Raw genomic sequence first — 25,294 nt, 5'->3', positions numbered from 1 at the left:
GTAGATGAAAACAAAAGTAGAAGAATATTTAGAAAAAGAAAGAATTTCTTACGAAGCTCTGACATTTAATCAGACAGAATTGAATGATTTTCAAAAAATACTCAAGCGAAAACAGATTGATCAAAACAGTGTTTGTAAAACATTAGTTTTGAAAGGGGATAAAACAGGTGTAATCATTGCCGTTGTTCCATTGTCGGAACATTTAGATTACAAAAAAACCAGGAAAATTTCTGGTGATCACAAAGTCGGTTTTCCCGGAATGGATTTTGTGATGGCATCTACTGGTTATCCTCATGGTGCAAATACACCGATCGGCATTTATCGTAAACACCCAGATTATCTTTTTTTAGTTGATGCATCTTTCAAAGAAAAGCAAATGTTGGTCATGTCAAGTGGCGAAATTGGCAGAAACATTAAGATCGCTAGAACAGACTTCGAAAAAATAGTTCCTTTTACGTATGCAGAGTTAGTGGAGTAGCGTACTTAGAGTGGTTTGAGCTGATTTGCCACTTGGTACAAACTGTATTATCTGTTACAATGATTACGTATGTACTGTACTATTATTTAGGATTATTCTCTAAATGAAATCGGTTTATTTAATGTATGAAAGAAAGTAAAAGGAGTGAGAAAAGTGAAAATTACTTATCACGGACATTCATGTGTGTCGATCGAAATGAAAAATGGTGAACGCTTGATTATCGACCCGTTTATTACAGGCAATCCGTTAACAGATTTAACAGTGGATAAGGTAGAAGTAGACTGGGTTTTAGTTACTCATGGGCACAACGATCATGTAGGAGACATGGTGCCGATTGCTAAACAAAATGATGCAACGATTATCAGCATTGTTGAGATTACAAATTATGCGGAACAGTTAGGTGCCAAAGGACATGGGATGAATATTGGTGGAAAATATGAATTTCCATTTGGGATCGTAAAATTTGTTCCTGCCCAGCACAGCTCAAGTTATGAGGTAGCTGGCACACCGCTTTATATGGGCGAACCTAGTGGGATTGTGATCCAAGCAGAAGGAAAAACGATCTATCACGCAGGAGATACCGCTGATTTTAGTGATTTGGCTTTACTTGCCGAACAATTTACCATTGACGTTGCCTTTTTACCAATTGGTGATAATTTTACAATGGGACCAGAAGATGCAGCGAGAGCAGCAAAACGGATTGGCGCTAAGCTAGTCGTTCCTATCCATTACAATACATTTCCTGTTATCCAACAAGATCCTCAACTATTTATTGAGAAGTTGGCAGGGAACGAAGGAAAAATAATGAGCGTTTCTGAAACGCTGGAAGTGTAGGTTAAAGATATGGCGACGAAACATGACTTGATTTTAGAATATATCGAAAGCTTACCGGTTGGAAATCGTATTTCAGTCAGAAGTATAGCAAAAGAATTAAACGTAAGTGAAGGAACGGCCTATCGTGCCATCAAGGATGCTGAAAATATCGGATTAGTTTCAACGATCCAACGTGTCGGAACAATCCGGATTGAGCGGAAATTGAAAAAACATATTGAACGACTGACGTTTGGGGAAGTCGTCAGGATCATTGAAGGAGATGTATTGGGAGGCGCAACAGGATTAGACAAAGTATTGAATAAATTTGTGATCGGTGCGATGACGAAACATGCGATGGAACGCTATATCACACCAGGATCACTGATGATCGTCGGTAACCGCTCGGAAGTTCAAAAATTAGCTTTAGAAGATGGAGCCGCCGTGCTGATTACTGGTGGATTTGACACTACCCCCGAGATTGCTCGCTTAGCAGACGAATTAGCGATGCCGATTCTTCGTACGACTTATGATACCTTTACCGTAGCAACGATGATCAACCGTGCTTTGAGTGATCAATTGATTAAAAAAGACATTATGCTTGTCAGTGATATCTATATGTCAGCAGAAAAGACACACTACCTGCTACAAACAGATACGATCGCCGATTATCAAAAACTATCAGAGGAAACGCACCATTCACGATTTCCAGTAGTGAACCGTCACATGCGCTTGATGGGAATTATTACTGCTAAAGATGTACTTGGTAAAGCAGATACACAAGTAATTGAGCGGGTCATGACAAAAGACCCGATCAGTGTGAAAAAAACCATGAGTGTTGCTTCTGTCAGCCATCAAATGATTTGGGATGGTTTAGAAGTCATGCCAGTCGTTTCGGATGATTTGACACTTGAAGGGCTAATTACTCGGCAAGATGTGATGAAAGCCATGCAGTTAGTTCAGCGACAACCGCAAATTGCAGATACGATCTCTGACCAAATCTCAGGAGGAATCCAAACGATCGATCGAGACCGAGACGGGAATCTTTTGGCAAATCCAAAGTTTAAATTTATGGTTACCCCTCAAATGGTCAATGGGGTCGGTACGATTTCATTTGGTGTATTAAGTGAGATCCTTTCTGATGTTGCACAAAAAACCATGGTATTAAATCAACGCAGAAATATCATGATCGAACAGATGAGTCTCCATTATCTACGTTTAATCCAACTTGAAAGCGAATTGGATATTCGTCCAAGAGTGCTTGAAATTGGTCGGAGATCAGCCAAACTAGACATTGAAGTATATATCGAAAATACGATCGTTTCCAAGGCAATCGTTGTTTGCCAAGTAATGGAACGTTCATAGAAAGCAGGGAAATAATGACTGTCCAATCTGAAATTTTATCAGAAATAAAAAAATATGATCGAATCATCATCCATCGACATCAACGTCCTGACCCAGATGCTTTAGGTTCTCAAGTAGGTTTAGCAGAGATTTTAAGAGCAACGTTTCCTCAAAAAGAAATTTACCAAGTCGGGGAAACTGTGGAGGGCTTGCGCTTTTTAGCAGAAATGCAAATAGTTGATGATCAAGTGTATGAAGGAGCTTTGGTCATCGTCACTGATACAGCAAATGCACCTAGAATCAGTGATGATCGTTTTAAGTTAGGTGAGAAATTAATAAAAATTGATCATCATCCAAATGATGAACCGTATGGTGATCTGGTCTGGGTCGATACGAAAGCCAGCAGTTGTAGTGAGATGATTACGGAGTTTGCCCTCATGTTTCCAAATGAGTTAACGTTGAATACCAGTGCAGCGCGTTTGCTTTATGCTGGGATTGTAGGAGATACAGGACGCTTCCTATATCCAGCTACAACCGCCAGGACGTTGGAAATTGCAGCAGATTTAAGACGTTATCCTTTTGATGCCAGTGCATTGAATCGTGAAATTGAACAAATGCCGATGAAAGTTGCTAAACTTTCAGGTTATTTATACCAAAATATCCAGGTTGATGAAAATGGCGCAGGAAAAGTGATTTTATCACAAGAACTCCTTTCGCAATACGGAATTGATGATTCTGAAACAGCAGCTGTTGTTTCCTTGCCTGGTGTCATTGATGAGGTATTAGCTTGGGGAATCTTTGTGCAACAACCTGAAGGATATTACCGTGTACGGTTACGTTCGAAAGGCCCGATCATTAATGAATTAGCGAAAAAGCATCATGGTGGTGGCCACCCGCTCGCAAGTGGCGCAAGTGCGAAAGATTTAGCGGAAGTGGCAGAAATTTATGACGAAATCAAAGAGATTTGTCATGCGTATCAAAGATAGTAACTATTTTAGAAGAGAGAGTTGTTCGTTGTAAAAATGATTTTTACTAAACTTTGTTTTAAAAATCACAAGTCTCTCTTTTCAAAAGACACGTTATCCGTTACAATAATGCTCAACGCTATTTTTAAAGGAGAAAGAAGATGACATTACCAAACTGCCCACAATGTGGCTCTGAATACACTTACGAAGATCGAGGATTATTTATTTGTCCTGAATGTGCAAATGAATGGACAAATGAAGAACAGGACCAAGTAGATGGCTTGATCGTTCTTGATGCTAATGGTAATCCTTTGGCAGAAGGCGATAGTGTGACAGTGATCAAAGATTTAAAAGTGAAAGGTGCATCTGGTGCCATCAAACAAGGAACAAAAGTGAAAAATATTCGTCTAGTGGAAGGCGACCATAACATTGATTGTAAAGTCGATGGATTTGGACCGATGAAATTAAAATCAGAATTTGTTAAAAAACTCTAATACACTCAAGGTATTTTCACCTTCTTTTTAGATCACTCATGGTAAAATAAGTTAAAATAAAAAGGAGTGGATTTATCATGTATGGATATGGCATGTATGGCTTTTTTGATCCTACATTTTTGTTAGTGATCATCGGATTAGTTATTTCCGGTATTGCCTCAGCTTATGTGAACAGTACTTTTCGTAAATATGACAAAATCAGAAGTAAGAATAACGTGACGGGTACTCAAGCAGCGCAATACATTTTACAAAGTCAACAAATTAATGATGTCGGTGTCCAACAAATTGCAGGAGATTTGACCGATAATTATAATTCAGGAAATAAAATGTTGAGCTTATCACAAGCAACGGCACAGTCTACTTCGGTAGCTGCAATTGGTGTTGCTGCCCATGAATGTGGGCATGCGGTACAAGATGCTGTTGGTTATGCGCCGCTAAAGATTCGTGCCGCACTGGTTCCAGTGGCTAATTTTGGTTCGATGATTTCATTTCCATTGATTTTGATTGGTGTTTTACTGAGCTGGAATGATACATTGATCAACATCGGTATTTTTGCTTTTTCACTTGCGCTTTTGTTTCAGCTAGTTACATTACCAGTCGAATTTAATGCATCCAGACGAGCCATTCAGATTCTAAGCGAAGGTGGTCTTCTGACAGCAGAAGAAGTACCAATGGCTAGACACGTACTCTTTGCCGCAGCATTGACATACGTAGCTGCAGCACTTGCCACTTTCTTACAATTGCTTCGTTTGATCTTATTATTCGGTGGTAATCGTAGAGACTAGTACATGGGACATTATTAAGGTCCTTACTAGCAATGAAAAATCGTAAGTAATTATCGTTAAACCGCTTTGACCTGGTTCAAACGCGAAGAGTTGAATAAGATAGGGCTGTCTATCAAGATAATAGTTAAGTATAGGACAACAGGTTGTCCTATACTTTTTTGGCTTGTTTCAGCTATTTCCCAGCTTAAGGAAACAAAAGGATTATTTTTGGTGGAGTCTTTGTATCAGATGGAATAAATGGAGCCAAAGTTCATCTTCACGTTCAGGGTCAAGATAAAAGATATCTGCCGTTTGTTGTTGGGTATCGAACCAATCAGTGACGATTAAATCAGCTTCTTCAGGGTTTTCGGTGATTTGTAAAAACTGATGATTAAAAATATTTTTTAATAATTTTTCGATGTGGTAGTTTCCTGAAAAGACCTTGCTTATCTGTAGATGTATCGCTAATTTTTTATTTTCTTCCGATTTTAAAAGTGTATAGATCAGGCGACTAAGATGTTCGTGCAGTAAATTTTGGCTTGGTTGAGAAGTAAACGTGTCAGCGATGATCATTTGTATTTTTTTTAATCGTTGATCCGAGGCATCGATTTTCATATTTTCAGAAGGATAATAAAGTGCATGGAAGTAATCGATTTTTTCTTGGAATAAAAAAATAAACGTCGTCAGCATCATAATCAAATAATGGTAATAATACTTCTTTTCACCAGCAGATATCGAAGGGAATGATTCAGCTATTTTTTTGATCAGAAAAGAAACTTGTCGACAAAGCGAATGATTACTTTTAGAAAACTCATAGCCAAAGAGTGTTTTTTGTTGTTCGGGAATGAGGTTAGGAAAAAAATAGCAAAGTAAAAAATTAAAGTATAGTACTTCATTTTGAACAAGACTTTCAGGCAATGATTGGGACAATTGTTTTTTCAATTCGCCGCTAAAATCTTTTGTAGAAGTTAAAATTTTCATTGTTTCATAGCTTTCTAAGAGGCTAGCATCTGGTAATTGATGATGAGCAGATCGCATTAAAAAGATTGCCACTAATAAGTAAACTTTTTCTTGTATCTTTGATGTTTTCTTGGTCATCAAAAGCTCATTGGATAAATGAGTATGCTTTACTTGGGAAAGTTTCATATTTGTCAAAGGCCAATCAATCCCCTGAAAAGCATCAGAAAAAAAGAAATACATATAAATTCTAATCGATAATTCATCGCCTTTCAAAATGTAACAATTTTGGCGAGAGATGATTTGCAGATGGAACTTTTTAAGTGATTTGTTTAATTGATTAGTTAGTTTTTCTAAATAAGAAGGAGATATGTACAACTTTTCCAATAATATTTTTTTTGAAACACGACTGTGTGGCGAATCAAAAAGTAACAATAAAAAATTAAAACGATTTGATTCGCGTAGGAAAAACAATTTTATATAATGAAAGATCGCCATTTTTTCATCTTTATGTTGTGAATCTAATTTCAATTCGCCTTTGGCAGTTGAGTAAATGAATCTAGGGATACTTAGTTGTTGAAAAATAGTCCCGTTTAATTTGCGGATGATTTCTTTGATCGTTCTCTTAGGGATTGATAGAACCTGAGATAATTCACGTAAGGAACATTTATTGGTTTGAACAATGGTATAGAATACTAACAATTCTTTCTTTTTTGCGTCCGTTAACATAAGTTGCTCCTTTTCCTTTTATTTTTTGTCCATGGGAGGACATAAACTGTGAGTGGAAAGAGTTTTTAATGTATGTTATTCTCACATAGTAGTAGTTGTTGTATGTACATGTTGTTATTTAAATGGTATATAACAATCGTTTATTCTATTGTTGTTTTTTTCGCTCATTTTGTCAAGTTATAACAGATTAAATAATCAATTTATATAACAAAAACATTGTTATTTAGCTGATTTTGTTATGTTGGGTTTTGAGTACTGAAGAAAGTTATTAATAAAATAAGCTTCTTGTTGAAATTGTACCTAAATATATTTTTTTGATGTTATGTTGTTATTTTTAATGGGGGGTTAGTACTGTCCTCTAAATAATAATGCCTTTAATTTAGAGATGACTAAAAATAATGTCTTTTTAAAAAAAATGATCAAAAGTGAGAAAGGAAGAATTGTATGAGTAGAGTAACAAATTTTAGCAAAGAGTATTTACTCTTTAAAAGTATGGTATATGCTGAAGAAAATGGCTTATCAAAGATAACAGCTAGGAGTTTAGCTTCTTTTTGTGGCTGTTCCACTTATCCGATTTATGCCCACTTTAAATCAATACGTATATTAAAAGAAAAAATACTTGAAGAAATAACGATCCGTTTTGATCGCTATTTATCAGAATATGTCATTGATGATTTCTTCAGTATCGTCCATCTACTAAAAGAGTTCTTTTCAATCCATGAAAGTATTCGTGGAGTAGTGATTAAGTCTGAGTTAGATATGGCTTCCTTATTTAAACGTGCGTTTTCAGAATATGTCAAAGAACATACTGGGATCAAAGAGCCTTACTTATTAGAATTACTTTGGCTCAATGCATTAGGCAGTTTGAACTCAGATCGATCTTCTCATGAATTTTTTGAAACAATGACATTGATTTGGAATAAATTGGCTGAGTTGGAAGAGAACTTGCCTGAAGTATTAACAAATATTGAATATTCCCCTAAGTAAATGGATGAAACGATGCTGAAGCGTCCTTTCATATAGATGATTAGAAAAATTGGTGGTAGCGTTTTATCTTTCGGCGATTTTGAAAGTGAAAAAGGGTAAATAGTTCGTTTATCTTTTTATCTATGCTATGATTAATATAGATAAAAGGAGCTGATAATGATGAAAACATCAACAAAAGTAACAATTGGATTAGGTGTCGCAGCAGCAGCAAGCGTAGCGACAGCAGTAGTTGTTTCGGGAAAAGTCATTGAAAAAATCCATCATTTGACGAACCGGGCAAAAGTAAAAAAGTTCGTTAATGAGACATTTGATGGAAACGAAAAGCTACTAGATATCGTTGAACATTTATCGGATAGTGATTTAGATTCTTTGATGGGAATCCTGGCGAAGATCAAGTCAGGCAAAAAGAAAATTTCTGTCTACGGAGATTCTCTAAAAGGATCAACGGAAGATGTGAAAGACCGTTTACTCCATTACGTTGATAAAATCATGTGATGCAACAAAAAAAGTAAAGTTAAAAGTACAAAAAGAGCGAAAGTATTAGAAAATGGGACAAACAGTATTGGTTTGTCTCATGAACGAATACTTTCGCTTTTTGTGTTCAATGTGTTTGTTCTTGCAGTAAGAGCAAATGACAAAACAGTAAATCATTTGCTTCTTTTAAGTTGAACCCAGTTTGTTCTTGGAATTTTTCGATTTTGTATTTCAATGTATTTCGATGAAGAAAGAGTGATTTAGCTGTCGAACTAATATTACCTAAATTTTTCCATAACACTGAAATGATCTCTTCCATTTCTGTCCGTTTGACCATCTCCTGATAACTTGCAATTAACTGATTGTTGTTCATTGTTCCTTTTGTATAATGATGTAAAGCCACCTCTGATAATGAGATTGCGCCACCATGTAAAGCAAAGTGCTTTTTTTCTTCAAAAAATATTTTCCGCTCTTCAAAAAACAATTCTGAAAAATTGGGAGAAGGTAAATGAAATGAGCCAATAAATACTTGGGTAGTAATTTCAAAGTCTGCATCTAATGAAAGAAAAATACCTCTTAGCTCAGAAATTTCTAGATAACTAGGACATTTTTTTTCAATCAGTACAGCATCGGTTTCTGTATAAAAGAAAAAATCTTCTAAGTGGAAAAACATTTCACCGATTGTTTCTTGCCATTGGCGCTTAAGAAATTCTCCTCTTGGATCAATGTGAAATTGAATCATGCGAAAGCTTTCTTCTGCTACTAGCGGTTTATTTTCAAATAGATAATGATACCACGGATGATTATCTTCGACAGTAGCTACAGGGAATAACGCTTTCAAAATATTTGTTTCTTGTGTCGAAATCGTCGATTGATCGATCCATAAAAAATAATCATCAATTGCTAAAGAGAGAATTCCTTTATCGGAAGCAGGGGAATTTTTTTTCTGTGCATTAGGATAAAGTGTTATCAGTTTTGTCAAGTCCATCAAAGTCACCTCATGTTTTATTTTACCATAAGACAAAAAGCTAGTTACAACCTTTTTGTCTTATGCTAAAGTTAAGCAAGAAAATGAAAAGTAGGGGATCGATTGGAAATGAAGGAAATCGATAATGAAAAACATGAAAAATGGATGCGGTTAGCCATTGAAGAAGCTCAGAAAGCCCAACAATTAGCAGAAGTACCAATTGGAGCGATTGTTGTTTTAAATGATGAAATCATTGGAAGAGGCTACAATTTAAGAGAAACCACGCAAGACGCAACCACGCATGCGGAAATGATTGCGATCCGTGAAGCTTGTCAAAATGTTGGAAGTTGGCGTTTAGAAGAAGCCCAATTATATGTGACACTCGAGCCTTGTCCTATGTGTAGCGGTGCGATGATTTTATCTCGAGTCAAAGAAGTATACTTCGGTGCGTATGATCCAAAGGGTGGAACAGCGGGAACATTAATGAATTTGTTGACAGATGAACGCTTTAACCACCAAGCCCATGTAGTAGGAGGCGTTTTGGAAACGGAATGTGGCCAACTTTTAACGGATTTTTTTAGAGAGTTGCGCTTAAGAAAAAAGAAATTAAAAAAAGGCTAGCCAAATAAAAAAAAATCAGGTATACTATTATTTGCCGAAAGGCTAGGACAATGGCGGGCTTGTGAAGCGTGTCAGATCTGGAAGGAAGCAGCACTAAGCAGGATCCGCCATGTGTCTGATTAAAACGAATCTTAAAAGCGTGATAGGTAGTACTTTACTACTTGTTACGTTTTTTTTGTATAATGAACCAGTGCCTCTTTAGTTTTTTAGGTACTTTATTTGTATTTTATAGAGAAGTAAATAGCTATAGAGAGTATAATTGTTATTGGTAGAAAGATACAGTTTCATACCAATGACCTAAAAATAAATAATCGAAAGAGGTACATATTGATGGTATTAACGTATCCATCTGTTTTTTATTTAATGACCGATGATAAAGAACCATACTATTTTATACATTTTCCTGATATTGATGGAAACGGAACACAAGCAAATGATATAAACGACGGTATGCAGATGGCTAGTGACTATCTTGGGCTACAATTGTCTTATTATATTGAGGAAGAAAATAAATTGCCGTCTAGCTCAAGTGTAAACAATATTAATGTAGAAAACTATTTCCCTTTTGAGCAGACGAATACATACAATAAAGAGGATTCATTTGTCACGCTTGTTTCAGTTAATATAAAAGAGTATCTGGACATGGAAAAGAGAGAACGTAAAAATGTGTCTATTCCTAAGTGGGCAGATAAATTAGGCAAAGAATTGAAGATCAATTTTTCTGAAACATTGACACATGCGATTTTAAAGAAAGCAGAAGAAGTAAAAAATAATTAAAATAAATGACAAGAAAAAAGCCTGGAATAAAATTTAACTTTAGTCCAAAATATGGATTTTACAAATATTCACAACGAATATTTTGTAAAATTCTTTTTTTGAATAAGCAGAGAACTTGATAAAATGACAGCTCTAAATTTAATAGTGAACGAATAAGTTGGCTTAAGAACAGTGAAAAGTTGAAAGAGGTTGAGACAAAAGTGTTCAGCATCAAGAAATAAGAAGGAATTTCCGAAAATTGACAAGAAACACAAAAACTAGTTTTTGATGTTGATTGTTACCTACTTGGTGATTCTCAAATTTTTGGTAAATTTCGGCAAATTTTCCGAAGATGCTACTTTTGTCTCACCGTGAGCAAGAGGCTGTGAAAGAAGCGTTCAGCTCCGAGCGAATAAGCGATGATTTTTTTAAATAGCTCCTCATATTTTAGAAAATCATCGCTTATTGTTGAGGAGTTGCTTCTTGAACGCCGTGAATCAGAGGTCGTGAAAACATCGGGTAGCTCTGATGACAATAAGAAAGAATTTTTTGAAACAGCTTCTCATGTTTTGAAAAATTCAGGCTTATTTCAAGGAGCTGATGTTTGAACACCGTTTATTCGTTTTTAGAGATACTAGAAGAGACTGAGACAACTTTTGTCCCAGTCCCTTTTTTTTTTGTCACAAATTTTATTATTTTCCAACATATCTAAATGGAAACAAAAATCTTTAGCAAAGTAGTGAAAGGAAGGTCTGACAATGTAAAAAGAAGAATAGTGTATCAAACAAATGATGAAAGCCAAGAGCAAGGGACTCAAAACTGCAAACTAATGTCTGTTATGGAGGGCATTTCTTTCGCAGTCATTACGTTTAAAAGGAGGTGTTAGTATGACGGCATTAACGAAAGTCTTTGCTAGTGATCAAGCATTAATTCACAGTTTTTTTCTAGTGGTTCTATTAGATCTCATAACAGGTTGGCTTAAAGCAAAAGTCAATCATGTTTGGTATTCAACGCTAAGTTGGCGAGGACTTTGGAAAAAACTCAGTCATTTTGTGTTATTGATCCTGACGGGAGTCGTTGATTTTGTGTTGATCCAAAACGGCGTTCATTTTGAATTTACGTTAGTAAAGGTTTTTACGACTTGCCTGATTTTCACTGAGATTGGGAGCATTTTGACCAATATTGCTGAGTCAGAAGTAACGACTTATTTTGAGGGGATTTTAAAATCAATTCAAGACAAAATGAAACCAAAACAATAACGAAACAGAGAACGATTAGGAAGGATCAAAGTGAATTTACCGAGATACTACGTGACAATGACTTTTTTATTTACTAACAAAGCAACCTAGGCACAGCTTTTTAGAAAAAAGTGAAAGATTTTATTTTTTCTGTCACAAATCACTAAAATAGCTCACATATCTATGTGATTCGAATCAAATGATCAAAATAATTTTTTAGGAGGATGAAAGATAACAGTAAGTAATAAGCTGTGTACATTTAAAGGCGCAACTAATATGAAAAAATGATTGAAAGTAAGGAGCGAACAACTATTATGGGACAATTTGAAACAGCAAAAACAATTTGGGATTACTTGGTCAGTCAAGGTTGGTCAAAAACCGCAGTTGCTGGATTATTAGGGAACATGCAATCAGAAAGTGGCATTATTGCCGACCGATGGGAGAGCGACATTGTCGGAAATATGTCTGGTGGATACGGACTAGTGCAATGGACACCAGCATCTAAATATATCAATTGGGCAAATGCGAATGGATTAAATTACAAAGACGTCATTTCTCAATGCAAACGTATTGAGTGGGAGGTAGCAAACAATCAACAATTTTATAATATATCTATGACGTTTCAACAATTTAAGACAAGTAACAAATCTCCAGAAGAACTGGCGAATATTTTCATTCAATATTATGAAAGACCGGCAAATGCAAACCAACCAGCAAGAGCGCAACAAGCTAGATACTGGTACCAACAATTAAACCGAACAAAAGTCGTGGATTGGTTCAATAAACATCGTGGACAGATAACCTATTCCATGACTGGCTCAAGAAACGGTACAGATGGAACGGCAGATTGTTCTGGAAGTATTACTCAAGCAGTCAAAGACAGCTCTGGAATTCCTTATAGCTATTTATATAATACGGTTACCCTTGGTGGTTATCTCCAAAGATGTGGTTATGTATTAGTTTTAGTCGGAAATTCAAACGCTTCCAATCTCTCTCAGCTGAAAGATGAGGATATTGTTTTACTTTCTGGTGGGTCCTCGATGGCTGATTCAGGTGGTGCGATTGGACATACAGGTGTGATTACTGGTGGTGGTAAAAACATCACTTCAACTTGTTACTATACGCAAGGAGAAAAAAATACTGCGATTCAAGAATTACGTTTTGATAAAAATTATATCGTTGCAAATGGGTTTCATTATTATGAAGTTTGGCGTTTTTCTGGCGGTTTTAATCAATCAAGTTCAACAGGAATAACTAATGACCCAACGCCACCTTCATTTTCGACAAATGTTCATTATAGTTTACGAGTGTTGGGGGGAGCTTGGTTAGGAGAAATCACTAACTTTAACAATTCAGATTCTAATGGTTTTTCAGGATTACCGAATCATCAACACGATATGCTATACATCAAGGTTGATAAAGGAACATTACGTTATCGAGTACACACGATGACAAGCGGTTGGTTAGATTGGGTTAGTAAAGGTGATCCAAATGATATGGTCAATGGATGTGCAGGGAATCCTGGAGAAGCGATTGATGGTGTACAAATCTATTACACAACACCTGCTGGAGAAACTTATTCACAAGCATATTACCGTTCACAAACGACCGCTCGTGCTGACTGGTTACAAACTTGTTGCGATGATGGAACATCGATCGTCGGTTACGATGGTTGGGCAGGGATGTTTGGCGAACCGCTAGACCGTCTGCAAATCGGGATTGCGAAATCCAATCCTTTATTTACTTATTCACCAGGGGTAAATAATGGGGGAAGTTTTTCTACCAATGTTCACTATGGGTTACGTGTGTTGGGCGGAAGTTGGTTAGGAGAAATTACCAATTTCAATGATGTCGATTCCAATGGTTTTTCAGGATTGCCAAATAATCAACATGACATGCTTTATATCAAAGTAGATGCGGGAACGATTCGTTATCGAGTCCATACGGTAAAAAGTGGTTGGTTAGATTGGGTCAGCAAAGGTGATCCAAATGATATGGTCAATGGATGTGCAGGAAATCCTGGTGAAGCCATCGATGGCGTGCAACTTTACTATACAACACCTACAGGTAAGACATTATCGCAAGCCTACTACCGTTCCCAAACGACCGCCCGAGCTGGTTGGCTAGGAGTATGTTGTGATGATGGCACCTCTATCGCTGGCTATGATGGCTGGGCAGGGATGTTTGGCGAACCATTGGATCGTCTACAAATCAGCATAGCTGCATCTAATCAATTTTTTGATTAAAAAAACTTCAATTAGTTGGCTGAAAAGAGAAAAATGAGAAACTGATTGCTACTTGATTATTGCTGAAGAAGTAGGAATAGAAGAGTTAGTTTTAAGAAATAAGCCGAAGAATTCCGACATTCGTCCTGCGTATATTGGAAATTTTACGGCTTATTTCTGTCGATTTGATTGAAAGTTAGCTGACGAATGAATGGGCAATGCCAATAGAATTATGTCTATTGATCATGTTTTGCTGTAACGTATTTTTTCATCACTTTTCTACCCCGAATCGCTAGCTAGAGATAGACTGATTATTACTTTGATCCGATATTATCCACAAAGCTAACGTTTAGAATGGAGTCTATTCACAGCGGAGGAATTTGATTTTCTTTAAAATCTTTCAAAGTGAACAAAGAAAAAGCCTATGGTATGATAAAGAAAAGTGAGGCGAAAGAATAAGATGGAAAAAATAGTTCTATTACATACGAATGATTTACACTCGCATCTAGAAAACTGGCCTAAAATCAGAAGGTTTATTGAGCAAAAAAAGCGTGAAAACGAAAAAAAAGAAAATACCACGACCATCACTGTTGATTTAGGTGACTTTGTTGATCGCTGGCACCCGCTATCAGAAGCAACCGATGGACAAGCAAATGTTGAACTAATGAATAACGTAGGCTATGATGCTGTGACGATAGGTAATAATGAAGGCGTGGGAAATGCCAAGGATCAATTGAATCATCTTTATGATCAGGCAAACTTTGATATTTTATTGGATAATTTGTTTGATAAACATCTGTTGCAACCGCCGAAATGGGCAAAAAAGTACAAGATCATTGAAACTCCTCAACAGACTAAAATCGGCTTACTGGCTTTGACGGCTCCTTTTCCCTTAACATATAGTCCAAATGGTTGGGATATCAGAAACCCTTATGATATTTTGCCTGAATTGGTGGAAGAACTAAGACCAAAAGTAGACATCTTGGTATTGATGAGCCATCTAGGTATCCAAGACGATCGTCAGATTGCCCAAGAACTTCCGTCAATCGATGTAATCTTAGGCTCACATACGCATCATTTGCTGATTGATGGTCAAATCGTTAATGGTGTTCAGCTTGCAGCAGCGGGAAAATATGGACAATACGTTGGAGAGGTTCACCTCACCGTTGATGAGCATAAAAACATCATCCAAAAATCAGCTCGGGCTATCCCAACAGAAACGATGACGACGTTTATTGAAGATGAGCAGGAAAGCCAAGATTATTTAACTAAAGGGCACGAACTATTAGCGGCAAAAAAAGTAGCCAAGTTACCTTATGATTTATCAGTAGATATTTTTTCGGAACATTCTTTTATCTATGAGGCGTTAGAAGCAGTCAAGTATCGTGGGCAAACACAAGGCGCAATGCTAAATAGTGGGTTGTTTTTAACTGGATTACCAGCAGGGCTGATCAATCAGGATCAACTGCATACGGCATTGCCTCATCCAATGCATTTACTGAATGTCACACTTAAAGGAAGTGATTTGATTCGATTGGTATTAGAAATCGAAAAAAATCGTGCCTTTTTACGCAATTACCCAATCAGAGGTATGGGATTTCGGGGAAAAATTTTTGGACAAGTAGTTTATAGTGGGATCTCTTATGATGCAGTGAATCATCAAGTTCACTGGCTGAATCAGCCGATAGATAACGAGCGTCGATATACATTTACAACAGTGGATCATTTTATGTTTGTACCTTTCTTTCCAACGATTGAGATTGCTGGTGAAAATGAATTTTTATTTCCGGAATTTATTCGTAGCGTAGTAGGGGAATACTTAAATGCTCACTATCCAATAAAATAAAAACAAGGTATAATAGGAATGATAGGTGGTGAAAGCATGTCGGCAAAACAAAAAGAGCAACACGCCGTTGAAGCTAAAACAAAAGAAAAACAGACAGCGAAAAATGTCGAGGACCATACGGTGACAGAAGAAATCACCGCCGTGTTAGAAGAAATTATCGAAGAACCCAAACCGGAGAAAGTAAAGGGAGAAATCATTACTTTCATCGATGAGAAGAATTTTTTGATTGGCGAACAGCACTATCGCCTAGTAAAGGATCATCGAGAGGGGTTCAATCCAGAAAAACTTGGCGAAAGATATAGTGAAGTCTTGTCGCGTTATGACTATATCGTTGGTGATTGGGGCTATGAACAATTAAGATTAAAAGGATTTTTCCGAGTAGATAACAGACGTGCTCATCCCGACCAACGAATTGATGCTTTGGAAGATTATTTGTATGAGTATTGTAATTTTGGTTGCGCTTATTTTGTGATTGAACAAATCGGAGGTAAGAAGGAAAAAAATACTCCTCGCCGAAGAAAAAAGAAAAATCAAAACCAACATCGTGCGTACATTGATGAGAAAAAAGGACCCGTTTCTTCAAATCACAAAAAACCGGTCATCAAAAAAAGAAAAACAGAACAAAAAAAGACTGAAAAAACATCAACTAAACCAAAAGCCAACACTAATTTTACGATAAGACAAAGGGAAGAGTAAAGATGGATTATAAAGGATATTTGATTGATTTAGATGGAACGATTTATCGGGGGACTGAACCTATACCTGCTGGGAAACGTTTTGTGGAGGCTCTTCAGGCAAAAAAACAGCCTTTTCTGTTTGTTACGAATAACACCACAAAAAGTCCGCAGGCAGTAGCCAATCGCTTGGCAGATGAATTTGATATACACGTTAGCCCAGAAACTGTTTATACAGCTTCTTTAGCAACGATCGATTTTATGCACGCTGCCGGGAAAGGAAACACGTTTTATGCCATAGGTGAAGCTGGTTTGATCGATTTGATTTTAGAAGCAGGATTTATCTGGGATGAAGAAAATCCCGATTATGTAGTGGTCGGTCTAGATAATTATCTGACGTATGAAAAAGTAGTCAAAGCGACTCTTGCGATCCAAAAAGGAGCAACATTTATTGGAACAAATCCAGATAAAAATATTCCAACTGAGCGTGGGTTGCTGCCAGGTGCAGGATCGGTTATTTCGTTTGTGGAGACAGCTACACAGACGCCACCGATTTATATTGGCAAACCAGAAGCGATCATTATGGATAAGGCGGTAGAAAAATTAGGTTTAACGAAAGCAGATGTCATCATGGTTGGAGACAACTATGAAACAGACATCCAAGCAGGGATTCGAAATGGGATTGATACGTTGTTGGTGCTCTCAGGATTTACGAAAGCTGAGGATGTACCTTTATTACCGGTACCTGCTACACACGTTCTCCGTTCGTTAGATGAGTGGAGTTTCTAGAATGAGAAAAACAAAATGGGTGTGGGGAGAATATGCGGGTTTGGTTTGTCTATTCTTCATGCTGATCAGTCTGGCGATCGCGATAACAATCAATTTTCGCTTTCTCTATGAACTAGACATCAAATATCTGAACATATTGGATCATACTACGCTTGATCAAGAAACTTTATTGAAAAATTTTGATCAATTAATGGCTTATTTAAATAATCCTTTTCAGAAGGAGTTAAGTCTGCAAAATTTTCCTATTTCTGCAAGTGGAGCACATCATTTTTATGAAGTCAAAAAACTTTTTTTACTTAACTATTTTGTGCTGCTGCTGACGTTGATACCTAGTATCTACTATCTTTTTTATCTGAAACGTCATAAGCGTTTTTGGCGTTTAGTTCAACCGTTTAAGATTGGAATGCTCGTACCGATTGTTTTTGGCTTTTTTATGTTGGTAGGATTTGATCGCTTTTTTATCTTATTCCATGAAACATTTTTTAACAACGACGATTGGCTGTTTGATCCGACAACCGATCCAATCATTAACGTCTTACCAGAACAATTTTTTATGCATAGTTTTATTTTATTTTTTATTTTAATTGAACTCTTTTTTGCTTTTTTTGTGATCATTGGAAAAAGAGAGCTAAAAAGAAGTTAAAATCAAACATAGAATAGAACAAATCATAATGCCTATTTTGTTTCAACAGAATAAAAAAAGCCCGAGACAAGGAGATTGTCTCGGGTTTTTGCTTTAAACGGTGTTCAAACATCAGCTCCTTGAAATAAGCCTGAATTTTTCAAAATATGAGAAGCTATTTTAAAAAATTCTTTCTTATTGTCATCGGAGCTATGCGATGTTTTCACAACCTCTGATTCACGGTGTTCAAAGAGCTGCCCTTCGGTATTAAGTCAAAAAATCTCAAAACATGAAAAGCTGTTTCGAGATTTTCATCCTTAATACTCAGGACAAAACGCTCTTTTCACAACCTCTTTCTCTAAACGGTGTTCAAACATCAGCTCCTTGAAATAAGCCTGAATTTTTCAAAATATGAGAAGCTATTTTAAAAAATTCTTTCTTATTGTCATCGGAGCTATACGATGTTTTCACAACCTCTGGTTCACGGTGTTCAAGAAGCAACTCCTCAGCAATAAGCGATGATTTTCTAAAATATGAGAAGCTATTTTAAAAAATCCTCTCTTATTCGCTCGGAGCTGATCGCTTCTTTCACAACCTCTTATTGAGTCAAACGACTGCGTTTTTCTGGCTCTTGGTGAGCAAGACGACTGGCAGCAGAGGCAGCGATTGCACCCACGATGTCATCCAAGAAAGTATGCACATTTTTTCCGTCATGGCTATTTAATTTTTGTAAAATACCAGGCTTTACTTTATCGATATAGCCATAATTAGTGAAACCGATTGTCCCATAGACATTTACAATTGATAAGGCTAGTATTTCATCGATCCCATACAGTCCTTCATCATCTTCAATGATATGTTGGAGCGGTGACATCAACTTATTTTCTTCTGCTAAAATATCTAATTGAACCCCAGTTATGATTGCGTTATGGACTTCACGTTTGGTTAAGACAGCGTGAACACTTTGGATACAATCTGCTAAAGTAAGATCAGTAATGTAATCTTTTTGTAAAAACATCACTAGCTCAGCAATGTCTTCAAGGGTTACTCCACGCTCATTGAGCAATTCACGTGCTTTTTCTTCTAGCGTTTCAGTTTTGATAACCATTTTCTTCCTCCTTTTGCTTCTGTGAATCAACTATATTGTTAGCCTACCAAATAAAAAAGCAAGAAACAAATGTTGTCTCCTCTGCTTTGGACAAAATGGTCAAAAATCACACAAGCTATCCTATTTCGGAGGAACTTTTTTATCATATAAACTGGTACTATGTCCAGGTTGTGTGCGTTCTTTAGGGTTAATAAAGTGTAACGCATTATTGACAGCTGTAGGTGCTTCGCCAAATCCAGTAGCGATCAATTTTACTTTTCCTTTGTAAGAACAGATATCTCCAGCAGCATAAACGCCTGGTATCGAGGTTGACATATCTGAGTTTACTGAAATTGCATTTCTGGTACTTTCAAGTCCCCATGTTGAAAGATGTTCTAGATTTGAGGTGAACCCATAATTAACAATCAATGAATCAATCAGTAACTCAATTGTTTCCTCGCTTTTTACCCGTTTTAAGCGAACAGCAGTCAATTCCCCATTTTCTCCAGATAATTCATCAATGAGATAGGGAGTTAAAAGATTGACTGATGAAGCTTTCAATAAGTTTACACTATGCTCATGAGCTCTAAATTCTGGCCGGCGATGGATAAGATAAACTTCACTCGCAATCGGTTCTAGCATCAACGCCCAATCAATTGCTGAATCACCACCACCTGCAATTGCTACTTTTTTACCAGCATATTTCATTAAATCGTTCACAAAATAATCGAGACCGTGATGCTCATAAGTTGTTGCTTCTGGTACATTTAATTTTCTAGGTTGAAAAGAACCGCTTCCTAAAGTCAAAATGACTGCTTTTGAATAGTGGATTCCTTTAGTAGTTGTGATCTCAATTATTTCATCTTCTTTAGTAATAGAAAGAACTTCCTCATTCAAATGAAAAGAGTGATTGAATGTGGTTAACTGTTTTTCCAGATTTGCTACTAAGTCACTGGCTTTCACGGCGGGATAGCCGGGAATATCATAAATATATTTTTCTGGGTAAAGCGTTGCTAATTGCCCACCTAGTTGAGGTAAACTGTCAATGATCTTAGTTTTTGCTTGACGCATACCTGCGTAAAACGCTGCAAACATCCCTACTGGTCCTGCACCGATAATTGTAATATCATAGATTTCCATAGAAAACTTCCTCCTCATACCCACACTATAGCAGAATTTAATTGAGAATACTTCTCAAACAAATGATTTATTTCTAATTCTTAAGGAGGTTGGGGCAGAAGCGAAAACGATCTCTCGTGAAATCTACTGGTTCACATATTTAAAAATACTCGTGGATTATTTTTTAAGTCAGAGAAACGCAGAAAAGTATCTATCATTTGATAAAAAGTATATAATCATTTTTACATAAGGATGAGTCTTTTTGTTTTCTTAAGTTTCATGTAACAGCGAATAGAGAGAATATGTTATTATTACCAATGAAGGAATAATTTTTAGGAGGAAAAAGATATGGTATTCCCACAATTAAGCTTAGAAAATGAAAAAGGACCAAAGGCAGTAATAAAAACAAACCGTGGTGACATTACGGTCCAATTATTCCCAGAATTAGCGCCTAAAACAGTTAAAAATTTTATTGAACTTGCTAAAAAAGGATATTACGACGGAGTAATTTTCCACCGTGTCATCCCTGATTTTATGATTCAAGGTGGCGATCCAACTGGTACAGGTATGGGTGGCGAAAGCATCTATGGTGAAAGTTTTGAAGATGAATTTAGTCGTGAGTTGTTCAACTTACGTGGGGCGTTATCGATGGCTAACTCTGGACCAAATACAAACGGTAGCCAGTTCTTTATCGTGAATAATGAAAATGTACCAGCGAATATGCTAGATCAATTAGAAGGTGCAGGCTTCCCGGCTGAAATCATCGAAGCATACAAAGGTGGTGGGACACCTTGGCTAGATTTCCGTCATACTGTATTTGGTCATGTGATTGATGGCATGACTACCGTAGATGAAATTGCTAACGTACAACGTGGTCCACAAGATCGTCCAGTACATGATGTAGTGATCGAGAAAGTTGAAGTATCAGAATAATCACTCGCAATAGTAAGACATTTTAATTATTAACTAATCACAAAATAAACCAACTGGTTTCAATCATTGACCCAGTTGGTTTATTTTATTTCTAATTAGAATAGAACCTCGTTTAAAAGTCGTCAAAAGTGCTTTTGTTTTTTATGTGAAGGCTTTTTTTATCCGCATCAATCCATCTAGTAGTGTTTCTTCCGGACAAGCTAAATTCAATCGCATATGAGCATGACCGGCAGGACCAAATGAGATGCCAGGATTTAAAACAACTTTTCCTTTGGTAATCAATGTTTGTTCTAGCAACTCGTCATTCGCTTCATAAGCAGAAAAATCTAACCACATCAAATACGTTCCTTCAATCGTCATCACACCTAGTTGAGGTAAATGTTTTTCAAAAAAAGAAGTGGCAGTGGCCGCGTTTTTTTCTATATAAGGAAGCAGTTGACTAAGCCATTCTCTACCCGTTTCGTAAGCAGCTTGTGTACCGATTAGACCAAAAGTATTTATATCTTGTTGCTGATTCATTAGTAACCGCTGTTCAAATTGTTCTTTTAATTTAGGATTTTTTATAAACACCATTGAGTTTTTAATCGCTGCTAAATTAAAGGTCTTGGTTGCCGAAGTAAACGTGATTAAAGACTGACTTAGTGTTTCATCAATCGTTAACATCGAGTTAAAATGGTTCGTTGAAAAAACTAAGTCTTGATGAATTTCATCACTAAAAAGCAGCACTTGGTGTTTCAAACATAGTTCGCTTAGTTGTGATAATTCTTCTTTAGTCCAAACACGCCCCCCTGGATTGTGGGGATTACAAAGGATTACCACTTTTACTTGTTGTTCAACGATCTTTTTTTCCATATCTTGAAAGTCCATCATGAATTTATTGTTTTGTTCAATTAATTGACTCCGTATAAGCTGACGGTGATTGCTCTCGACGATTGCAGAAAAAGGTGGGTAAACGGGGTCATGGATCAGCACACTGTCACCTAGTTCAGTAAAAGTTTGAATTGCAACAGCTAAACTAGATAAAACACCGCTAGTAAAGACAATGTGTTCTTTTGTTAAAGATACCTGATGCTGTTGTTTTTCCCAATTGATGACTGCGTGATATAATTTTTCTGAAACGGTAGAGTAACCAAAAAGACCTTGAGAAACATAATTTTCAAAAGCTTTTTTTACTCCAGCAGGTGATAAAAAATCCATGTCTGCAACCCATAAAGGCAATAAGTCGTCTCTTTGATAGGTTTCTTTAATTGAATCCCATTTTACGCTATCGGTATGTCTTCTTGAAACTTTCTTGTCAAATTCACTCATCTAAAGGACCCCTTTTTCTATTGAGTATTTTCAAAACTTCTTTTTTTAAATCATTTACAGTATAATGATAAATGCAAAGAGAGGGAAGTACATGACATATAAAATTGGACAAATAATTAAAGGAAAAATAACTGGAATACAGCCTTATGGTGCATTTGTGTCTTTAGACGAGGAAACACAAGGCTTGATTCACGTATCAGAAGTACAATCAGGTTACACGAAAAGTATTCACACATTGTTAAAAGTTGGTCAACCAGTAACTGTTCAAATCATTGATATTGATGAATATTCAAAAAAAATTAGTTTGTCGTTACGTACGTTGGAGAAGAAGAGCCCTGTTATTCCTTATCGAAGGAAAAGATATTTTACGAATAAAAATAAAAAGATCGGGTTTGCCACGATTGCGGAACAACTACCAAAATGGGTGGACGAAGCACTAAAAGAACTAGAACAGAAAGAAAATAAGAAATAAAAAGTGTATTTTTTCTGAAAATGTGCTAGAATTTTTATGTAAACCACAGAACAAGTTGATCGAGGTGGAAATTTTGGCAAGCAAAAAAGTAGCTGGTACAATCATGTTGCATTTGGAGGATGGATCAAAAAAATTTTTAGTCCATTCAATTGATGACAAGCTGGAGTTTGCATTAGCAGAGCTTTCAGAAGAAAAGACGGGGTTAGCAAACATACTTAGCTTTTTAAAAGAAATCGTTCATATTGATGTTAGCAAAATTAATTTGATGGAGTTGACCAATACACATATTAATCACGAAAATGTTCCATTGTTTGTTTTTGAAACTGAGCAAAAAAGTCAAAGTGAAGACTTAGGTAAAGGCTATCTTTGGGAAGACCCAGATCAAATGCGCTCTGTCCTTGGCACTTACGAAGTGGAAGGAGTTCCTTTCTTTTAATGTAGAATTAGACACCAAAAGAAACTTGAAAAAAATTCAAGTTTCTTTTTTTATGGTAACCGGTCCTCTTTAAAGGATGAAACGTTCAGTTTATCATGGATTATATTCGATAATGCAAACTTTTTTATGCTTCTTTTGAAGTAAAAGCGAATGATGATCTTTTGCTTGAATATTCTTTTGAAAAATTAAGTGAAAATGCTTGTTGACGTACCTTGGTTTACGTGATAAATTTATTAACGTTGATTTAAGAAACAGCGTAATGAAACTTTCTAAAAAAATAGCAGAAAAGTTCTTGACGTTTCTAAAAACACATGATAAGATAACTAAGTCGTTAAAAAACGACAGCTTACGAAGCTTGATTCTATCGAAAAAAACTTCAAAAAAGTTGTTGACAAATAACAAACGACGAGTTATGATAAATGAGTTGCTGAAACACTTCTAAAAAATGAAGTCGAAAAAAACTTTTAAAAAAGAGTTGACAAACAAACGTCACTCTGATATGATATAAAAGTTGCTACGGCAATCTCAACTGATTAGCTTTTAATCAAGTAGACCTTTGAAAACTGAACAAAGCAAAGACAAACCAAATGTGTAGGGCGTCTTGATTGATTCAAGACAACAAACATTTTTAACAAGCAAGCAATATGCTAGCAAACAATTGAGCTTAACAATCGCAAGATTGTTCGAACTTTTTATGAGAGTTTGATCCTGGCTCAGGACGAACGCTGGCGGCGTGCCTAATACATGCAAGTCGAACGCTTCTTTTTCCACCGGAGCTTGCTCCACCGGAAAAAGAGGAGTGGCGAACGGGTGAGTAACACGTGGGTAACCTGCCCATCAGAAGGGGATAACACTTGGAAACAGGTGCTAATACCGTATAACAATCGAAACCGCATGGTTTTGATTTGAAAGGCGCTTTCGGGTGTCGCTGATGGATGGACCCGCGGTGCATTAGCTAGTTGGTGAGGTAACGGCTCACCAAGGCGACGATGCATAGCCGACCTGAGAGGGTGATCGGCCACATTGGGACTGAGACACGGCCCAAACTCCTACGGGAGGCAGCAGTAGGGAATCTTCGGCAATGGACGAAAGTCTGACCGAGCAACGCCGCGTGAGTGAAGAAGGTTTTCGGATCGTAAAACTCTGTTGTTAGAGAAGAACAAGGATGAGAGTAACTGTTCATCCCTTGACGGTATCTAACCAGAAAGCCACGGCTAACTACGTGCCAGCAGCCGCGGTAATACGTAGGTGGCAAGCGTTGTCCGGATTTATTGGGCGTAAAGCGAGCGCAGGCGGTTTCTTAAGTCTGATGTGAAAGCCCCCGGCTCAACCGGGGAGGGTCATTGGAAACTGGGAGACTTGAGTGCAGAAGAGGAGAGTGGAATTCCATGTGTAGCGGTGAAATGCGTAGATATATGGAGGAACACCAGTGGCGAAGGCGGCTCTCTGGTCTGTAACTGACGCTGAGGCTCGAAAGCGTGGGGAGCAAACAGGATTAGATACCCTGGTAGTCCACGCCGTAAACGATGAGTGCTAAGTGTTGGAGGGTTTCCGCCCTTCAGTGCTGCAGCTAACGCATTAAGCACTCCGCCTGGGGAGTACGACCGCAAGGTTGAAACTCAAAGGAATTGACGGGGGCCCGCACAAGCGGTGGAGCATGTGGTTTAATTCGAAGCAACGCGAAGAACCTTACCAGGTCTTGACATCCTTTGACCACTCTAGAGATAGAGCTTCCCCTTCGGGGGCAAAGTGACAGGTGGTGCATGGTTGTCGTCAGCTCGTGTCGTGAGATGTTGGGTTAAGTCCCGCAACGAGCGCAACCCTTATTGTTAGTTGCCATCATTTAGTTGGGCACTCTAGCAAGACTGCCGGTGACAAACCGGAGGAAGGTGGGGATGACGTCAAATCATCATGCCCCTTATGACCTGGGCTACACACGTGCTACAATGGGAAGTACAACGAGTCGCAAAGTCGCGAGGCTAAGCTAATCTCTTAAAGCTTCTCTCAGTTCGGATTGTAGGCTGCAACTCGCCTACATGAAGCCGGAATCGCTAGTAATCGCGGATCAGCACGCCGCGGTGAATACGTTCCCGGGCCTTGTACACACCGCCCGTCACACCACGAGAGTTTGTAACACCCGAAGTCGGTGAGGTAACCTTTTGGAGCCAGCCGCCTAAGGTGGGATAGATGATTGGGGTG

The 25,294-nt window shown here is 37.3% G+C and carries 24 protein-coding genes, 1 rRNA gene, 1 other RNA gene and 2 pseudogenes (1 of these 28 cut by a window edge); 23 read left to right on the top strand and 5 right to left on the bottom strand.

Translation table 11 applies throughout. From position 1 onward, the window contains the following. Positions 1 to 4 precede the first annotated feature (4 nt). The 6 genes from IGJ32_RS10260 (at position 5) to IGJ32_RS10235 (ending at position 4,876) form a co-directional block, all read left to right on the top strand. Entirely contained in the window at positions 5 to 478 is a 474-nt protein-coding gene (locus tag IGJ32_RS10260) for a YbaK/EbsC family protein (protein ID WP_207426840.1), read from the top strand. A gap of 153 nt (positions 479 to 631) precedes the next feature. After that, the gene (locus IGJ32_RS10255; RefSeq protein ID WP_010720740.1) at positions 632 to 1,312 is read left to right on the top strand and encodes a metal-dependent hydrolase; all 681 of its coding nucleotides are present in this window, start codon (positions 632 to 634) and stop codon (positions 1,310 to 1,312) included. Between the two features lie 9 nt (positions 1,313 to 1,321). Then, positions 1,322 to 2,653: a DRTGG domain-containing protein gene (locus tag IGJ32_RS10250; RefSeq protein WP_010737191.1), complete on the top strand. Its 1,332-nt coding sequence runs from the start codon at positions 1,322 to 1,324 to the stop codon at positions 2,651 to 2,653. A 14-nt stretch (positions 2,654 to 2,667) separates the two neighbouring features. After that, positions 2,668 to 3,618 carry a DHH family phosphoesterase gene (locus IGJ32_RS10245; protein ID WP_207426841.1) on the top strand — a complete coding sequence of 317 codons (951 nt, stop codon included), beginning with the start codon at positions 2,668 to 2,670 and terminating at the stop codon, positions 3,616 to 3,618. Between the two features lie 140 nt (positions 3,619 to 3,758). Next, positions 3,759 to 4,091: a zinc ribbon domain-containing protein YjdM gene (locus IGJ32_RS10240; RefSeq protein ID WP_010720737.1), complete on the top strand. Its 333-nt coding sequence runs from the start codon at positions 3,759 to 3,761 to the stop codon at positions 4,089 to 4,091. Between the two features lie 77 nt (positions 4,092 to 4,168). Next, on the top strand, positions 4,169 to 4,876 hold the full coding sequence (locus IGJ32_RS10235; RefSeq protein WP_010720736.1) for a zinc metallopeptidase: 708 nt from the start codon (positions 4,169 to 4,171) through the stop codon (positions 4,874 to 4,876). A gap of 201 nt (positions 4,877 to 5,077) precedes the next feature. On the opposite strand, the gene IGJ32_RS10230 is transcribed toward IGJ32_RS10235, so the two are convergent. Beyond that, on the bottom strand, positions 5,078 to 6,541 hold the full coding sequence (locus IGJ32_RS10230; protein WP_010737192.1) for a helix-turn-helix domain-containing protein: 1,464 nt from the start codon (positions 6,539 to 6,541) through the stop codon (positions 5,078 to 5,080). Between the two features lie 444 nt (positions 6,542 to 6,985). Between IGJ32_RS10230 and IGJ32_RS10225 the strand changes: the two genes are divergently transcribed. Continuing rightward, positions 6,986 to 7,528, top strand: coding sequence for a TetR/AcrR family transcriptional regulator (locus IGJ32_RS10225; protein ID WP_373169204.1), 543 nt, complete (start codon positions 6,986 to 6,988; stop codon positions 7,526 to 7,528). Positions 7,529 to 7,687: 159 nt separating this feature from the next. Then, positions 7,688 to 8,023 carry a hypothetical protein gene (locus IGJ32_RS10220; protein ID WP_010737193.1) on the top strand — a complete coding sequence of 112 codons (336 nt, stop codon included), beginning with the start codon at positions 7,688 to 7,690 and terminating at the stop codon, positions 8,021 to 8,023. Positions 8,024 to 8,129: 106 nt separating this feature from the next. Here IGJ32_RS10220 and IGJ32_RS10215 read toward each other — a convergent pair whose 3' ends face one another. Next, positions 8,130 to 8,990 (bottom strand): helix-turn-helix domain-containing protein, encoded by an 861-nt coding sequence (locus tag IGJ32_RS10215; RefSeq protein WP_010720732.1) that lies wholly within the window; start codon positions 8,988 to 8,990, stop codon positions 8,130 to 8,132. 108 nt (positions 8,991 to 9,098) lie between these two features. Here IGJ32_RS10215 and tadA point away from each other — a divergent pair, with 108 nt between their 5' ends. The 11 genes and pseudogenes from tadA to IGJ32_RS10160 all read left to right on the top strand — a co-directional run bounded on the left by tadA (position 9,099) and on the right by IGJ32_RS10160 (position 17,761). Beyond that, the gene (gene tadA / locus IGJ32_RS10210) at positions 9,099 to 9,590 is read left to right on the top strand and encodes a tRNA adenosine(34) deaminase TadA (protein WP_010720731.1); all 492 of its coding nucleotides are present in this window, start codon (positions 9,099 to 9,101) and stop codon (positions 9,588 to 9,590) included. Positions 9,591 to 9,630: 40 nt separating this feature from the next. Continuing rightward, positions 9,631 to 9,715, top strand: an RNA gene (gene ffs, locus IGJ32_RS10205) — signal recognition particle sRNA small type. Between the two features lie 205 nt (positions 9,716 to 9,920). Beyond that, complete coding sequence (locus tag IGJ32_RS10200) at positions 9,921 to 10,367, top strand: type II toxin-antitoxin system HicB family antitoxin (protein WP_207426845.1); 447 nt, start codon at positions 9,921 to 9,923, stop codon at positions 10,365 to 10,367. A gap of 398 nt (positions 10,368 to 10,765) precedes the next feature. Then, positions 10,766 to 10,954 carry a hypothetical protein gene (locus tag IGJ32_RS10195; protein ID WP_081204136.1) on the top strand — a complete coding sequence of 63 codons (189 nt, stop codon included), beginning with the start codon at positions 10,766 to 10,768 and terminating at the stop codon, positions 10,952 to 10,954. A gap of 279 nt (positions 10,955 to 11,233) precedes the next feature. Further along, positions 11,234 to 11,605, top strand: coding sequence for a phage holin family protein (locus IGJ32_RS10190; protein ID WP_053766345.1), 372 nt, complete (start codon positions 11,234 to 11,236; stop codon positions 11,603 to 11,605). Positions 11,606 to 11,868: 263 nt separating this feature from the next. After that, positions 11,869 to 12,276 (top strand): annotated as a pseudogene (locus IGJ32_RS10185) (phage tail tip lysozyme); the annotation flags it as partial. A 75-nt stretch (positions 12,277 to 12,351) separates the two neighbouring features. Beyond that, positions 12,352 to 13,320 (top strand): annotated as a pseudogene (locus tag IGJ32_RS10180) (peptidoglycan amidohydrolase family protein); the annotation flags it as partial. A gap of 949 nt (positions 13,321 to 14,269) precedes the next feature. After that, the gene (locus IGJ32_RS10175; RefSeq protein WP_010720727.1) at positions 14,270 to 15,655 is read left to right on the top strand and encodes a bifunctional metallophosphatase/5'-nucleotidase; all 1,386 of its coding nucleotides are present in this window, start codon (positions 14,270 to 14,272) and stop codon (positions 15,653 to 15,655) included. Between the two features lie 36 nt (positions 15,656 to 15,691). After that, on the top strand, positions 15,692 to 16,351 hold the full coding sequence (locus IGJ32_RS10170) for a YutD family protein (protein ID WP_010720726.1): 660 nt from the start codon (positions 15,692 to 15,694) through the stop codon (positions 16,349 to 16,351). A gap of 2 nt (positions 16,352 to 16,353) precedes the next feature. Beyond that, positions 16,354 to 17,118 carry a TIGR01457 family HAD-type hydrolase gene (locus IGJ32_RS10165; protein ID WP_185184752.1) on the top strand — a complete coding sequence of 255 codons (765 nt, stop codon included), beginning with the start codon at positions 16,354 to 16,356 and terminating at the stop codon, positions 17,116 to 17,118. Position 17,119: 1 nt separating this feature from the next. Further along, entirely contained in the window at positions 17,120 to 17,761 is a 642-nt protein-coding gene (locus IGJ32_RS10160; protein ID WP_034700571.1) for a TIGR01906 family membrane protein, read from the top strand. Positions 17,762 to 18,338: 577 nt separating this feature from the next. Here IGJ32_RS10160 and IGJ32_RS10155 read toward each other — a convergent pair. Both IGJ32_RS10155 and IGJ32_RS10150 read right to left on the bottom strand, forming a co-directional pair. Beyond that, positions 18,339 to 18,848 carry a phosphatidylglycerophosphatase A family protein gene (locus IGJ32_RS10155; RefSeq protein ID WP_010720723.1) on the bottom strand — a complete coding sequence of 170 codons (510 nt, stop codon included), beginning with the start codon at positions 18,846 to 18,848 and terminating at the stop codon, positions 18,339 to 18,341. Between the two features lie 120 nt (positions 18,849 to 18,968). Beyond that, complete coding sequence (locus IGJ32_RS10150) at positions 18,969 to 19,967, bottom strand: NAD(P)/FAD-dependent oxidoreductase (protein ID WP_034700569.1); 999 nt, start codon at positions 19,965 to 19,967, stop codon at positions 18,969 to 18,971. A 327-nt stretch (positions 19,968 to 20,294) separates the two neighbouring features. Between IGJ32_RS10150 and IGJ32_RS10145 the strand changes: the two genes are divergently transcribed. After that, entirely contained in the window at positions 20,295 to 20,879 is a 585-nt protein-coding gene (locus IGJ32_RS10145) for a peptidylprolyl isomerase (RefSeq protein WP_010720721.1), read from the top strand. A 141-nt stretch (positions 20,880 to 21,020) separates the two neighbouring features. On the opposite strand, the gene IGJ32_RS10140 is transcribed toward IGJ32_RS10145, so the two are convergent. Next, positions 21,021 to 22,187, bottom strand: a complete 1,167-nt coding sequence (locus IGJ32_RS10140; protein WP_207426907.1) for a MalY/PatB family protein — start codon at positions 22,185 to 22,187, stop codon at positions 21,021 to 21,023. Between the two features lie 91 nt (positions 22,188 to 22,278). Between IGJ32_RS10140 and IGJ32_RS10135 the strand changes: the two genes are divergently transcribed. The 3 genes from IGJ32_RS10135 to IGJ32_RS10125 form a co-directional block, all read left to right on the top strand. Next, positions 22,279 to 22,659: a CvfD/Ygs/GSP13 family RNA-binding post-transcriptional regulator gene (locus tag IGJ32_RS10135; RefSeq protein WP_207433585.1), complete on the top strand. Its 381-nt coding sequence runs from the start codon at positions 22,279 to 22,281 to the stop codon at positions 22,657 to 22,659. A gap of 73 nt (positions 22,660 to 22,732) precedes the next feature. Next, the gene (locus IGJ32_RS10130) at positions 22,733 to 23,095 is read left to right on the top strand and encodes a hypothetical protein (RefSeq protein WP_010720718.1); all 363 of its coding nucleotides are present in this window, start codon (positions 22,733 to 22,735) and stop codon (positions 23,093 to 23,095) included. Positions 23,096 to 23,785: 690 nt separating this feature from the next. Continuing rightward, positions 23,786 to 25,294, top strand: a 16S ribosomal RNA gene (locus tag IGJ32_RS10125) (it continues 51 nt past the right edge of the window).

This window comes from Enterococcus sp. DIV1639a (assembly GCF_050530445.1).
Taxonomy (GTDB): Bacteria; Bacillota; Bacilli; order Lactobacillales; family Enterococcaceae; genus Enterococcus_B; species Enterococcus_B hirae.
Note: the sequence above shows the minus strand (reverse complement) of the source record. Positions and strands in the feature narration are given on the sequence as shown.

Bases quoted from the DNA above. Each gene is read 5' to 3' on its own strand.
- IGJ32_RS10240 (WP_010720737.1), top strand. From the start codon at position 3,759: ATGACATTACCAAACTGCCCACAATGTGGCTCTGAATACACTTACGAA.
- IGJ32_RS10220 (WP_010737193.1), top strand. From the start codon at position 7,688: ATGAAAACATCAACAAAAGTAACAATTGGATTAGGTGTCGCAGCAGCA.
- IGJ32_RS10190 (WP_053766345.1), top strand. From the start codon at position 11,234: ATGACGGCATTAACGAAAGTCTTTGCTAGTGATCAAGCATTAATTCAC.
- IGJ32_RS10235 (WP_010720736.1), top strand. From the start codon at position 4,169: ATGTATGGATATGGCATGTATGGCTTTTTTGATCCTACATTTTTGTTA.
- IGJ32_RS10195 (WP_081204136.1), top strand. From the start codon at position 10,766: ATGATTTTTTTAAATAGCTCCTCATATTTTAGAAAATCATCGCTTATT.
- tadA (WP_010720731.1), top strand. From the start codon at position 9,099: ATGAAGGAAATCGATAATGAAAAACATGAAAAATGGATGCGGTTAGCC.
- IGJ32_RS10200 (WP_207426845.1), top strand. From the start codon at position 9,921: ATGGTATTAACGTATCCATCTGTTTTTTATTTAATGACCGATGATAAA.
- IGJ32_RS10155 (WP_010720723.1), bottom strand. From the start codon at position 18,848: ATGGTTATCAAAACTGAAACGCTAGAAGAAAAAGCACGTGAATTGCTC.
- IGJ32_RS10170 (WP_010720726.1), top strand. From the start codon at position 15,692: ATGTCGGCAAAACAAAAAGAGCAACACGCCGTTGAAGCTAAAACAAAA.
- IGJ32_RS10245 (WP_207426841.1), top strand. From the start codon at position 2,668: ATGACTGTCCAATCTGAAATTTTATCAGAAATAAAAAAATATGATCGA.
- IGJ32_RS10260 (WP_207426840.1), top strand. From the start codon at position 5: ATGAAAACAAAAGTAGAAGAATATTTAGAAAAAGAAAGAATTTCTTAC.
- IGJ32_RS10175 (WP_010720727.1), top strand. From the start codon at position 14,270: ATGGAAAAAATAGTTCTATTACATACGAATGATTTACACTCGCATCTA.
- IGJ32_RS10215 (WP_010720732.1), bottom strand. From the start codon at position 8,990: ATGGACTTGACAAAACTGATAACACTTTATCCTAATGCACAGAAAAAA.
- IGJ32_RS10145 (WP_010720721.1), top strand. From the start codon at position 20,295: ATGGTATTCCCACAATTAAGCTTAGAAAATGAAAAAGGACCAAAGGCA.
- IGJ32_RS10140 (WP_207426907.1), bottom strand. From the start codon at position 22,187: ATGAGTGAATTTGACAAGAAAGTTTCAAGAAGACATACCGATAGCGTA.
- IGJ32_RS10230 (WP_010737192.1), bottom strand. From the start codon at position 6,541: ATGTTAACGGACGCAAAAAAGAAAGAATTGTTAGTATTCTATACCATT.
- IGJ32_RS10165 (WP_185184752.1), top strand. From the start codon at position 16,354: ATGGATTATAAAGGATATTTGATTGATTTAGATGGAACGATTTATCGG.
- IGJ32_RS10160 (WP_034700571.1), top strand. From the start codon at position 17,120: ATGAGAAAAACAAAATGGGTGTGGGGAGAATATGCGGGTTTGGTTTGT.
- IGJ32_RS10150 (WP_034700569.1), bottom strand. From the start codon at position 19,967: ATGGAAATCTATGATATTACAATTATCGGTGCAGGACCAGTAGGGATG.
- IGJ32_RS10135 (WP_207433585.1), top strand. From the start codon at position 22,279: ATGACATATAAAATTGGACAAATAATTAAAGGAAAAATAACTGGAATA.
- IGJ32_RS10250 (WP_010737191.1), top strand. From the start codon at position 1,322: ATGGCGACGAAACATGACTTGATTTTAGAATATATCGAAAGCTTACCG.
- IGJ32_RS10225 (WP_373169204.1), top strand. From the start codon at position 6,986: ATGAGTAGAGTAACAAATTTTAGCAAAGAGTATTTACTCTTTAAAAGT.